Annotated in this window: 10 protein-coding genes; 5 read left to right on the forward strand and 5 right to left on the reverse strand. The window is 64.5% G+C overall.

Annotation, left to right across the window (positions count from 1 at the left end; all coding sequences use genetic code 11):
* The coding region (locus tag A8G00_RS15375; protein WP_216365624.1) for a hypothetical protein at positions 1-305 on the forward strand (305 nt) is incomplete at its 5' end.
* A gap of 618 nt (positions 306-923) precedes the next feature.
* Here A8G00_RS15375 and A8G00_RS15385 read toward each other — a convergent pair.
* Entirely contained in the window at positions 924-1,484 is a 561-nt protein-coding gene (locus A8G00_RS15385) for a 2OG-Fe(II) oxygenase (RefSeq protein ID WP_025550470.1), read from the reverse strand.
* 47 nt (positions 1,485-1,531) lie between these two features.
* A complete protein-coding gene (locus A8G00_RS15390) occupies positions 1,532-3,226 on the reverse strand; it encodes a ShlB/FhaC/HecB family hemolysin secretion/activation protein (RefSeq protein ID WP_242495899.1) in 1,695 nt (564 codons plus the stop codon).
* A gap of 449 nt (positions 3,227-3,675) precedes the next feature.
* Here A8G00_RS15390 and A8G00_RS15400 point away from each other — a divergent pair, with 449 nt between their 5' ends.
* The 3 genes from A8G00_RS15400 to A8G00_RS15410 all read left to right on the forward strand — a co-directional run bounded on the left by A8G00_RS15400 (position 3,676) and on the right by A8G00_RS15410 (position 7,669).
* On the forward strand, positions 3,676-3,951 hold the full coding sequence (locus A8G00_RS15400; protein WP_007684484.1) for an HU family DNA-binding protein: 276 nt from the start codon (positions 3,676-3,678) through the stop codon (positions 3,949-3,951).
* Between the two features lie 759 nt (positions 3,952-4,710).
* Positions 4,711-5,583 carry a MucR family transcriptional regulator gene (locus A8G00_RS15405; RefSeq protein ID WP_037483436.1) on the forward strand — a complete coding sequence of 291 codons (873 nt, stop codon included), beginning with the start codon at positions 4,711-4,713 and terminating at the stop codon, positions 5,581-5,583.
* Between the two features lie 1,156 nt (positions 5,584-6,739).
* A complete protein-coding gene (locus tag A8G00_RS15410; RefSeq protein WP_103001090.1) occupies positions 6,740-7,669 on the forward strand; it encodes a hypothetical protein in 930 nt (309 codons plus the stop codon).
* A 798-nt stretch (positions 7,670-8,467) separates the two neighbouring features.
* Here the strand turns inward: A8G00_RS15410 and A8G00_RS15415 are convergent.
* Positions 8,468-9,655 carry a replication initiator protein A gene (locus tag A8G00_RS15415; RefSeq protein WP_103001091.1) on the reverse strand — a complete coding sequence of 396 codons (1,188 nt, stop codon included), beginning with the start codon at positions 9,653-9,655 and terminating at the stop codon, positions 8,468-8,470.
* Between the two features lie 129 nt (positions 9,656-9,784).
* Here A8G00_RS15415 and A8G00_RS25230 point away from each other — a divergent pair, with 129 nt between their 5' ends.
* Positions 9,785-9,961 carry a hypothetical protein gene (locus tag A8G00_RS25230; RefSeq protein WP_172451871.1) on the forward strand — a complete coding sequence of 59 codons (177 nt, stop codon included), beginning with the start codon at positions 9,785-9,787 and terminating at the stop codon, positions 9,959-9,961.
* Positions 9,962-10,052: 91 nt separating this feature from the next.
* On the opposite strand, the gene A8G00_RS15420 is transcribed toward A8G00_RS25230, so the two are convergent.
* On the reverse strand, positions 10,053-11,162 hold the full coding sequence (locus tag A8G00_RS15420; protein WP_044661012.1) for a ParB/RepB/Spo0J family partition protein: 1,110 nt from the start codon (positions 11,160-11,162) through the stop codon (positions 10,053-10,055).
* A gap of 53 nt (positions 11,163-11,215) precedes the next feature.
* Positions 11,216-12,412 carry an AAA family ATPase gene (locus A8G00_RS15425; protein ID WP_013054122.1) on the reverse strand — a complete coding sequence of 399 codons (1,197 nt, stop codon included), beginning with the start codon at positions 12,410-12,412 and terminating at the stop codon, positions 11,216-11,218.
* Between the last annotated feature and the right edge of the window lie 51 nt (positions 12,413-12,463).

Consider the following 12,463-nt stretch of genomic DNA (forward strand, 5'->3'; position numbering starts at 1 on the left):
CTGGGCCGGTCGGACCGCCGGGGCCCACGGGACCGGAGGGGCCGGTCGGGCCTGCTGGGCCGGTTGGGCTGGTGGGACCGGCGGGGCCGCCCGGACCCGTGGGGCCGCTGGGACCGGAGGGACCGGACGGGCCGGATGGACCCGAGGGACCGGACGGGTTGGTCGGGCCGGTGGGACTTGTCGGACCTGTCGGGCCGCTGGGACCGGAGGGGGACTGGCCGCCGCCCGCCCCTATGTCGAAGCCCACGCCGTCGGCGCAGGCGCTGAGCAAAAGAAGAGGTATCGCCGTGGCGCACAGCAGATAGTGCCGTCCCGACCGGACCGATCCATAACGTGGCATTGCAAGACTCCCTGTTTTCCTGCGAGCAGATCGCAACGGGAGCAAGTTAGGCCCGGCAGTCCTTATCGCCGCGTCAAGAAGAAACCGGTCTGGTCAGAACGGCCGGCTTTGCCGATATTGGTCCCGGTTCAGCGCGCAAAAGCCTGTTGCCGCCTGCGCAAAGCTGGTCGAAAGATCAGGGAATCCGCATATCCGGCGGCTTTTGGCGGCATCCTTAAGGTCCCTCGTCCGCAAAGCCGGGTTCAGGGCAAGCAAATCGTCCTTCGCGGAATTGCTTCCGATATGGTCCATTTTCCTTCGAAGCGGCGACGGAAGGCATGGGTTGCGGCTGCGGTCGGCGCGCATCCATGCGGGCCGCGCCGATCGTGGTTCGATCGCCGGAAGATCAGAGATCGGAGGATCGGACCGTCAGCGGCGGCTTAGAGCCAATCGACATTCAGATGATGACGAGCCGAGCCGAAGGCCACCGAAGGTAAAAGGGTGGTTTTCCGTGACCCGGAGCGCAGCCTACTCAAGGTAGGTAAGCACCGGAAGCACGGAAAAGCGTCATTTGCAGGCCGTCAGGGCTGAATGTCGATTGGCTCTAGCGCCACCGGGGCCCTTCGATCCAGCTCACCAGGCTGCGGCGGACGCCTCTGGTCACCGGCAGGACGCGATGCTGGAGGAAGGAGGGGAAGATCAGCATGCTGCCGCGTGGCGCGAAATTGACGCCCGGCTGCTGAAGGCCGAAAAATTCGAAGGCGCCGCCCTCATACTCATCCGGGTCGGACAGTTGCACCACCACCGACAGCTTGCGGTCGAAGGGGCGGGAGGATTCCAGCCACACATCCTGATGCCAGTCATATTTGCCCTGAGCCCGCCCATGATATTCGGTATATTGCAGTTCATAGGGGCCGGCGATGTCGATCCCGAAATTGGTGCGGTTGGAAGAATGGACGAACTGCATCAGCCGGTCGACAATGTCCTTGTCGCGATGAACGTCCAGCCAGCTTATGGTGGACGAGCGATATGCATGATCGCTGCGCACCGCCTGCGCGAAGCCGACGGTCGCGCTTTCCGGCTGATAGAGCGCCGCGCGCTTGACGATGGCGTCGCATTCGGCCCCGGTCAGGGCCGAGGGCCATACCTCCCACACATTGTTCATGTCTTGCTTCCCATTTTCTTGTTTTTGCGTATTCGCAAAAGGACGGATCAAAATGCCCGCCCCACCCCGAAGAAAAACCGCGCCTTGCGGCTGAGGGTCGGGTCGGGCCGCTTGACCGGCACGGCCACTTCCGCGCTGACCCGCCATTTCGCGCCCAGGCCCAGCCGCAGCCCGCCCCCCGCCGATGCAAGGCTGTAGTCCCGCGCCGCGAGGCGGTAGGCGGGCCGCGCCGTGCCATGCGCCAGCGCACCGTCAAGCGCGACGAACAGCGCGCTGGCCTTCAGCACAGGCGACCGGGCGGGCAGCGACCAAGAGAGTTCGGCGCTGCCGGCAAGGGCCTGTTCCGCCGTCAGCGTTCCGGTGCGAAAGGCCATGCCCGCGCCCCGGCCGCCCAGCGGAAAGCGCTCCGTCACCGGAAGATCGTCTTTCGAATATTGGCCCTTGACCGAAGTCCGGAGGCTGAGCCTGCTGCTGATCCCCTTCACTGCGATGGCCTGAACATTGACCTTGGTGAAGCCGGTTTCGGAAAAGCCGGTGAAGGGCCGGGCGCCCAGCGCGTCGATCCCCTGGCTGACGACCGTGGAAACCGCATAGCCGTTCCTTGCGTCGGCGCGGGACCAGGAGGCCCCCAGGCGCAGCGCCCGCGACCGGTAATCCCCGAAGCGGATGTCGAGGAAATAATTGTCGCTGTCGATGCCGTCGAGGGACGCCGTGACGGACAGTTGGGACTTTGTCGACCGCAGCACGGGATAGCTGAGCGTCAGGCCGGCCAATGTCGCCTCACCCGTCGTCCTGCTGTCGCGCGAACGGGTTTCGACATGGGCGGCCTGCGCGGCCAGGGTCAGGCCATTGCTGCCGATGGGCGTGCTGTGGCTGAGCGAATAATATTGATAGCGGTCGGGATAGAAGGGCAGGTAGCCGGCGATGCGCGTGCTGTCGCCTTCGCGCGCAAGGCCGTTGACCGTGACCGACATCTGCGCCTGCACGCCCTGCACGACATTGCTGACCCCGCTATTGTCGATCGTGAGGCCGATCTGCACCTGCTTGCGCTTGACGATGAGGTCGATCAGGAGATCGCCGGGCGCGCCCGACTGGCGCAGCCGGGCGTCGACCGTCTGCCCCGGAATGTCGCGCAGCAGCGCCAATGTCCGTTCCAGACGGCTCCTGCGCAGCGGCGCGTCCCGCATCAGCCGGCGCATATGCGCGGCGATCAGCCCGGCGGGCATGCTGGGCGACATGCCCGCGAGGCGATAATCCCTGACCCGCCCCTCGACCAGACGGACGGTCAGGACGCCGCCGCCAGGCAGCTGGGGCGGAATGGAGACGGAATAGAAGGCGATGTCGCTCTTCGCATAGGTCGCACTGATCGCATGAGCGATGGCCTGGAGCGTTTCACCGGTCAGCGGCCGACCGATAAAGGGGGAAGTGGCGGCATCGAGCCGGGATTTGGGCAGCGTCGTTCCGCTATAGATAAGCCGCGTCAGCAGCGTCTGGGCCGCGGAGGAAGCCGCGGGCGCGACCTGGACCGAGGGCGCCGGGCGCGGCGCGGCGACAGGCGGAGGCGCGATCTGCGGTTCGAGCCGGTCGGTGCGGTCGCGGTCGATGATCGGGGCGGCGCTTTGCTGGCCGGGCGCTGCGTCCTGCGCCGCCGCAGGGACCGCCAGCATCAGCCCGAGGCCCACCGCGACCGCCCGCGCCGCGCGCCTGCACCACCCCATCCCCGCCATGCTCTGCCGCCACATCGTCCCACGCCATTCCGGCCGCAAGGGGCCGCCGTGCAGGAAGGATGGGAGAAAATGACGCGGCCTTCATCTGCAACCGCGACCGGATCGGTTCTATCCGCAAGCTTTTGTAAAAGGGCTGCGCCGGGCCAAAGTCCCGCCCTTGGCGGTCCACCCCCGGCACGGCGCGGGCGGGGCGCGCGACAATTGCGACCATTTTGGCGGAACAGCCGCCCGGAGGGCCCTTTTCACGGGCGAAATGCCTGCTCGTGCGGCGGATCGGAACCCGGGCGGAGGAGTTGCCGCCGGCGGGAAAGGCGGCCCGAAGGCTCCGGTCGGGGTCATTTTCCCATCCGAAAGCGCCAATAACGCGATTTTACTGCCGATTTTCGCTGTTCGCCGGTCGCAAAGGGGCTAGTTGAGTGCGAAGAGACAGGTTAAGACCATCCGTCCACGAAAGGGAGATCATCATGAACAATACTGAACTCGCCGAAGCACTGGCCGCCGACCATGGCCTGACCAAGGCCGACGCGCGCAAATATGTCGACGGCGTCTTCTCCGCCATCGCCGGTGCCGCCGCGAAGGGCGAGGAAGTTTCGCTGAACGGATTTGGCAAGTTCAAGGTCAAGGACCAGCCCGCTCGCGAAGGCCGCAATCCGTCGACCGGCGCCGTGATCCAGATCGCCGCCTCGAAGAAGCTGACCTTTACCCCGGCCAAGGCCGTGAAGGACCAGCTGAACGGCTGAAGACGATCTTCGGCGGCCGCGCCTGGCCGCCCAAGTCTTCATCGATGCAAGATCGGAAGGATCGGCCCGGACGAACGGGCCGCCATCCCTTCCTTGATCGAATGGCGCGCCCCTGTCGTACCGGCGGGGCGCGCGCCAGTCTGGCGGGATGGACCCCCGCCCTGCCCTTTTCAGACATATGCGCGATCTTTGCCGGGTGCGTCGCACGCGGCATGGACGTTCGTCGCGAAGCGTTCGCCCTGAACGATGCGCCGTCCGTGGCAGGGCATTCCGACATGGTGCGATATGAAGCCGGCGCCGGGAATTGCGCGCAACGCAATCACATCGCCGCGCTTCGCATTTGCCATTGGAAGTCCGGCGCGCCATTTGGCGGGTGCCTTTCAGGCATCCTCTCCTAAACTCAGTAGGCCGGTCGAAAGACCGGCCTTTTTTTTGTGCAGAACAGGTTTCGCTGTCGACAAATATTGTCGCCCGCCGGTCGAACACTGGTACTGGGCAGGCGAATATAGATGAGCGCCCTGCCTATGCTGTTCAAGGCGCCCTGCCTTCGCGCCGTTGACTGGCGAATGATATGGCGAAGATGGTTCCACCCCGGCGGACGGAATTGCGCGGTCAGGCTGTCCCATCTCGAAACAAAATGAGCTTGTTTGTTCCTGTTCGACAGCATGCGGACGGGCTGTCAAGTCGTTTCGGATTTACATTTAACGCAAAACCGCGCAAAAGGCCGCTTCTATTACTCAAAGATGGGAAGCGGGGCCAATGTCTGAAAACAACCAGCCTGACATCACGACGCTCACTGTTCAGCTGGTGAGTGCCTTTGTCTCCAACAATAATGTAGCGAGCGAAGGTCTTGCCGACCTCATTCGGACCACGCGTCTGGCCTTGACTGATGATCTTGCCGCAAAGCCCCAGGAGGAGGCGGCGCCGACTTACACGCCGGCCGTGTCGGTCCGCAAAAGCCTGTCTTCGCCCGAACATATTCTGAGCATGATCGACGGCAAGCCGTACAAGACGCTGAAGCGCCACCTGGCCAGCCATGGCCTGTCGCCCAATGACTATCGCGAACGCTATGGCCTGCCGAAGTCCTATCCGCTGGTCGCGCCCAACTATTCGGAAGCGCGGCGCGCCGTCGCGACGAAGCTTGGCCTTGGCCGCAAGCCGGTGAATGCCAAGAAGCCGGCCGAAGCGGCTCCGAAGGCGGCCGCTGCTCCCAAGGCTGCGCCTGCAACGGCAGCACCTGCAAAGGCAGCGCCTGCCAAGCCGGCGGCGGCCAAGGCCCCTGCGAAGACGTCCGCTCCCAAGCCTGCGGAAGCGAAAGCCCCGGCGGCAAAGGCCCCTGAGGCAAAGGCGCCCGCAACGAAGCCTGCCGAGGCGAAGCCGGTTGCTGCCAAGGCGCCCGCCGCCAAGGCTCCGGCTGCCAAGCCCGCCGCATCGCGCAAGCGCCTCTCCATCGCTACGCCATCGGCGCCCGCGCCGAAGAAGGACGCTGCCGCTCCGGCTGCTGCCAAGCCTGCGGAAAAGGCAGCGGCGGGAAGCAAGGCGGCAACGCCTGCCAAGGCGCCCGCCAAGGCCGCTCCCAAGAAAAAGCCGGCAGCCAAGTCCGCCAAGGCGCCTGTGGCCGAAAAAGCCTGATTGTACGTCTGGCCGGTTCGGACGATCCGGACCGCCGACCAAGATCACGCCCCGAACGACGCAAATGTCGTTCGGGGCGTTTTCCTTTCAAGGATGCGGCCGATGAGGGCTGGACTTTATTGATGGCGGCGGGGTCAAGGCTATCGGAAAATCGCGCTGTGCAATCGCAATTACCGGGAGGCGGCGAGAATGGTGGCAGCGGCTTGAACTGTTGATCTATCCATCTCCATTACCACAATTGAGACGCCCTTGCCTTGCGATGCAATGTTCGAGCTTTGCCAGCAATGCAAGATGATCCGATGGGTGAAAGTCTTCGCTGGATGATATCGCTCCGTGCCTCTCGGGATAACGGGCTCTTCGATTGGGATGCCCTATAATGGTCATGGACGGGCTTTGGTCGTGCCTGACTCCGTTTTGCGATTGTCAAAGGCCGGATGCCGGTGAAGATTGCTGCACTGGATCATGAATATATCCCATGATCCTCTGCGGGGACTTTCAGTTGTCCGGTCGATCAGGCGGTGCCCTTGCCTGCTCCCGTCGGGGGCGATCGAATATAGGCCGGGCGTGTTGCGGCATCCGTTCCTGTTCCTTTGATATGATGATGAGTTTCTCCGCAGCAGGTCATCGTGGGGTGAATCGATGCCGCCCTATCCATCGCGTGCGGCTCTATGACGTTCGCGATCCCCAGCAGGATAGGAGCTACGGCAGCCGGCGCATTGTTCCTGTGGGACGGGAGAACAGATCGATGGGCCTAGTGCCTAAAATTTGGGCAGGCTGGGAAGCTCTCTGAAAGGCAAAGGGCGGTGTCGATGAGCTTGTCTATATTTGACTGCCCACCGGTGCCTGACGGGCTTCCCAGGGCAAAATAGCACTATTTCCTCTTTTGTTCCCGTTTTGCGGATCGGTTGGATGCCCTCCCCTTTCGCCTTTACCCGACGGACGTGTCCGAGAGGGGCGTCGTCTTATTTCAGGGCTTTTGTTCGGGTCCCCACTTTGGATGTTCGATTGACGCTGGCGGGCGTTACTGCATTATGGCATAAGAAAGAGCGTGGCCATTCGCCGTCGATCAGACGGAGCAGCTGCCTTCCCCACCATCATAGCATATACAACCAACTCGCCTCTTTGGTTGTAGTCCATCTTGCGCTATCCATGGGAAATGCAGGATTTTTCAGCTTCGCCGGATCATGCCCTGCTTCTTCTCGGGCAGCTCGACGGGCGGCTTTGCAACAGCCCGGCGACCGATGTCTGGCTGGCCAGGGCAAGGCTGAAGGGCGCCTCCATGCTGTCGGGCTTTGCCGGCGTGCCGGTGTCGGTTGCGGAGCTTCAGAACTGGATTTGCGGGCGGACGCCGCCGCCGCGCCATAGCGAGGGGCTCAACGATCCGCTTTCCGTCGCCGCGCTCTTCCATTTTGCGCTGTCGGCAGGCGATGACCGGGACCCGGTCGCGCGCGCGACCCTCAACATCTCCCGCACCTTGCTTGACGACCGCAAGGAGGTGGGATTGTGGGCGCCCGAGGATCTGGTCCGCTTCGGCCCGGCGTGGCGCATGGCCCAGATGCTGCTGGACGCCCCCTACGCTGCCGGCACCCTGCCGGCGGTCGCGCAGCGGCTGATCGATGCGAGGGGGAGCCTCGATACGCCCGTCACCGAGGGGCATCTGGTGACGACGGCCGACGGGCGGCAATGGCGCATCGATCCGCGACGGTTTGATATGGGCTGGGTGCTTGCCTGCCACCTTCCCGGCGCCTTCGTGGCGGCGGGGCTCAGCCTGCGTCACCTGCCCTGCCTTGTCGGGTTGCCGCGCTTCCTGCCGGACGATGCCGCTTCTTTGGCGGGAGAGATTGCCGCCATGGTCGCGCGCCAGGCGGCGCAGGGGTTGATAGAACTGGATCGGCTGGAGGCGAAGCTGGCTCGGCTGCCGGTGGAACTGGAGGTGACGCGGCGGAGCAAGGCCCCGTTGCTGATGCGGCTTGAGCTGGCCTATCCGGGGCTGAGCAAGATGGCGGTCGCGCGGCTGCTGGGCGTTTCGCACCAGGGCGCGACGAAACTGGTAGCGCAGGTCGAAAGACTGACAGGGCGGCATTAGACGGCGCTGCCCAAGGCTTCTCATCCAGTTTCTTGCCAAAAATATGTCTCGCCCAGGTTATAAGGTTTCTAGGAAAGTTAAAGAGTTACTGGGCGGGGATGCGGGAGGCGAATCGCCATAAGAGCACGAGTCGGCGTTGGATCGCTGTTCCCATAGGATCGTTGGTCCGTTCCTATAGTGTCGACGCTGGCGTTCCTGAAATGTCGGGGAAACGTTCCTAAAGGGGCGAAGGGTGTTCCCGGAGTGTCGAAGCATGCGATTTGCTGTTGTCGGTGGGTGGGGGATTGAATCATATTGGAGGGGGGTGTTGGAAAGGACGTTCAAATTCCGGGGCGGATTGAGGTCCGCTATCGGGGTGTTTGACGGGTTGTCCTTTCCCATCAGCGCTACCCGACACTTCGGGAACGCCCTCCCCGGCATTTCGGCGTTGCATGGGCATGGGGTGCGTCGGCTGAATTGCAGGGTCGGGATATGGCGCGAGTTTTGGGCCGGTTTTGGTCAAGCGGTTTGGCCTTTTGGGATGCGGCTCGGCATCGCAGGGCCGGTTTTCTGCTTGAAAGGATGTGACGACCTGCGTCCGGTTAATGCAGCGCGCTCTGGAGCGATTTCCAGGCGACCGGTTCCGAATCTGGCGGGAATCGCGGAAGACGGGGAATGTGGAGCGGCGACCTGATGGAATCGGAGCGAAACCCGCTCTGGAGCGCGCTGCGTTAAATCATACGCAGGCCGCGCGCTCCAGGCTTTTGTTGTCGTATCCTTTTAAGCGCAAAACCGGTTCCCGCTTTTGCGCACGATGCTCTAGAGGCGGTGGCGGTTCTTCTCGTGGAAGCGGCGGACGAAGCCGATGAACGCCTTCTGATAATTGACAGGCGTGCGGGTGGGGTCGGCTTCGAGCCAGTCGCGAAACTCCTGATGGAGCGTCTGATAGTCCCAGCCGGGATAGTCGGCGCGCAGGGTCGCCATGGTCGCGTCCGTGATCTCCCCGGCGCTGGCCTTGGCGGACATTCCGGCCAGGGTCCGGCGGATCATGCTGCCGGCATCGACCAGCATGTCGGCGTCGGTTGGTGCGGGGGACGGCGTTGTCTTGGGAGGGGTGGATTGCGAGGCCGTCGCCGGTCGGCGGGCGACGGTTGCCGGGAGCGGATCGGCCTGGGGGCAGCGGCGCATGCGGAGCGACGGTTCACGCTTGCCGTCGGGCTGTTCCAGTTCGACCGTATAGCCGGGCAGGGGATCGCGTTCGGCGATCTTGGCGATTTCGAATTTGAAGCGGCGATAGGCGCCTTCGGCCCCAGACTTTTCGAAGAGGGTGGGCATGGAGATGGCGAAGCCCCCCTCCCCTGCCCCGCCGGCATGTTTGCGCGCGACCTTGTAGAGCCAGCGTTCGCGGCCGCCGGTCAGGTCGAAATAGGCGCGGTCGATGCTGAGCACCCCGCCCTGCATCAGCACGCCTTCATAGAACCAGTTGCTGAGTTCGATGGTCATGCCGCGGGAGCGTTCGGTGCGTTCGTCGACCAGTTGGGTCCAGCCGTCGAGCCAGCTGAAGGTCGCTTCGCGGCGGTTTTCGGCGCGGATGTTGGTCTTGATCGTGGTGGAGACGAGCCGGTCGAGCGACTGGCCGAGCAGTTCATAGGCGCGGCCGGTCGTCGGGCGGTGGATGGCGCGCAGCAGGTCATAGGGCATGAGGTGCAGCTTGCGCGGGATGTCGTTGAGGCCGCGGCGCGCCATGTCGGCCAGGACGGAGGCGCAGTAGATCAGTATGTCGGCATCCCAGATGGTGGCCATGCCATAGTCCGGATTGGCCGAGACATGGACCCAGGCCTTGCCGTCGGGGGAGGTGTAGTCGATCGGCTTGACCCGCTTGGACTTGGCGAGGCTGAAGAAGGGGCGCTCCATCATCTCGCGCTGGTCGCGCAGGGGCATGTCCGCGATATAGGGGAGGAAGAGTTCGAACTGGTCGGTGATCTCGGTCCTGGAAGCGCGGGTCATGGGCGGGTCCTGAAGATGAGCGTCAGCCCATGGCGTGATGCGGCAGAGGAGGGGAGGGGCGCGCGGGGGCTATTCCAAGAACGTTCCGGAGAATGGACGGGAGTTATGGAATGAGGGGCGCATGTCGGGATGGGAGCCGATGCGTGGCTGCGGCCGTGCGGCGACCAGGCCAAGCTGGCGGCGCTGGCGGCGCTGGCCGGGGATGCCGGCGAGGGCGGGCTGGTGGCCGGGGGGATGGGGGATCGGCTGTTTCCCCGGGGAAACAGCGGACGTGTTTCCCATGGGGCGGCGGGGACAAGGGGCTGATGTTTCCCCGGGGAAACGGGGGGCAGGGCGGAAGCCGCCGGTTCGACCGGCCTTTCGCTTCCGTCATATGTCCTGTGCCCCCCGCTTTCCATCAGCGCTGGAGCCCCATGCCCTGCCGTTCGAGATGTTCGAGCGTGTCGCGCAGCGCGGTGGCGAGCGTTTCCATGTCCGCGCCCGAACCGGCGTGGAGGCGGATGGTGACGCCCTGGCGGTTGACCGACTGGACCGTCAGCGCCGGACGGCCATAGTGGGTGGTCCAGGTGAAGGGTTCTTCCCTGGGGGCCGACTGGGCGGCGCGGGGGGCGTCGAGCAGGCGTTTGAGCACATCCGAGGCCGGGATGGGCGCGGCGCCCGCCGACCGCAGCGCGCGCTGTTCGGAGGCGAGGCGGTTCGCCTCCGCGCGGATGGCGGGCGCGCCCTTGGGGTCGTCGAGCGATTGGGCCAGCGCATAGGCGGGCTTCAACTGGACGTCGGCCGGGGAGGCGAAGGCGTCGATCACCGCGTCCTCGATGCCCGCCACCTTGATCATCTTGCTGAGCCATCCCTTGGAGAGCTTCAGCCGTTCGGCCATGCGGGTCAGGTGGCTGCCATAATGGGCCTTGAGCGCATCGGCATAGTTGCGCGCGCGTTCGAGGTCCGAGACGTCCTTGCGGGCGCGGTTTTCGAGGTCGGCGAGGCGGAAGGCGGCCTCATCGTCGAGCTGGGCGACCTGCGCCACGAACATCATGTCGGAATAGCTGTTGGCGCGCAGCCAGCTGATCGACCAGTGGCGGCGGGTGCCGGCGATCACCTCATAATCATGATCGGGATCGCCCTCTATCCGGCGGACCACGGCGGGCACCTTCTGCCCGCCCTCCGCGATGATCGAGTCGATCAGTTCGCGGCAATTTTCCTCATTGAGATGCGCATAGAGGCGGGCATTGCCGCTCCAGATCCGGACTTTCGCCGGGTCGAGCAGCAATTGCGTGACCTGCCGCACCTCGCCCGAGGCCAGGCGGGCAAGGGCGGATTCGCGGCCGAGCAGGGTGGTGCCGCGGGCGCGATCCTGGCGCGGCGCGGCCGGGCCAGAGGAGGGGGAGGAGGAGGGGGAGAGGGGCGATGCGGGCGGGCCTGCCTCCTCCGGCTCGACGGGCGTTGCCGCTGCCGCCTCGGGCTCGTCGGAGAGAAGGGCGGCCAGATAGTCGGATTGCTTACGCGCCATGGCATTCCCTTTCGGCAAACCGGGAACATATCATGAACATGCGGAAAGGGGCTTCATGCCGCATTGACGATGTCCTCTTCCCGCGCAGGGGCGACGCGGCCCCAGCCCTGACGCACCAGCGCCTCGATCTGGCCCATGGCCTCGTCCAGATTGGCGCGGCAGCGCTTGTGGGTGCGCGGCGTGCCGATCGGCTTTTCCAGTTCATAGACGGTCATCATGCGCAGCGCGGCATGGCTGATTTCCGCGCTGTCGAGGATCGGAATGGGCAGGAGAGCCGGGCCGAAGCTCTGTTCCATGATCGCGCGGACCATCGAATGGCTGGGATCGTTGCTGTCGAATTTCGAGCAGAGCAGGCGGACGAACTGATAGTCGACCTCTATCCCCGCCTGCTGCAGCTGGCCGATCACCTGATCCATCATCGAGAGGAACTGGACGGTCGAGCAGAAGTCGGGCGTGGTCGCGGCCAGCGGCACCAGCAGGGCATTGGCCGCCTGCATCACGGCGAGGCTGATCGTGCCCAGCGCCGGCGGCGGATCGAGCAGCACCACGTCATAATGGCGGGCAAGGTCCATCAGGCCCTGCTTCAGCTTGCGGAAGCGCGCCGCAAGGACGGAGCCGCCGTCGCTGCCCGCCGCCGCCAGCTCATATTCCACGTCGAACAGTTCGAGATTGGATGGGATGAGGTCGACATTGGGCCAGGCGGTGTGCTTGACCGCGTAGAGCAGGTCGACCTGCGTCGGGTCGATGGAGAGATAGGGGTAGAGCGTTTCTTCCCGCTGGATGTTGAAATGCGGGTTGAAGCCGAACAGCGTGGTGGTGGTGGCCTGGCTGTCGCAGTCGACCACCAGCACGCGATAGCCCTGCACCGCGAAATAATGGGCGAGATGGGTGGTGACGGTCGACTTGCCGACGCCGCCCTTGAAATTCTGCACCGCGATGATGGCGGGAATGTCCAAGGGGGCGCGTTCGGGCGAGGCGCCCAGCACCTGCCGCATGTTCAGCAGTTCCTCCACCTTGTAGCCGGGGCGGCGGCCGTTTTCGGTCGGCGGGGCAGGGGGAAGGCGTCCGTCCTCCTCCGCCATGCGGATGCGATTCGTGGAGCAGCCGAGCAGTTGCGCGGCTTCAGCGATGCCGAAGCGGATGTTGAGTTCCTTGCGGCTATCCGGCAGAAAAGCCTTGCGCCGCAGGCGTTCGACCATCTTTTCGCCGGCCTCCGCCAGATCGCCGATCTGGGTTACCACTGCGTTCATTCCTGCCCTCTTGCGCGAAGTTGAAGCTTGTTTGGGATAGATGTGGCATAA

The organism is Sphingobium sp. SA916 (assembly GCF_002894065.1).
In the GTDB taxonomy this organism is placed as follows: Bacteria; Pseudomonadota; Alphaproteobacteria; order Sphingomonadales; family Sphingomonadaceae; genus Sphingobium; species Sphingobium fuliginis.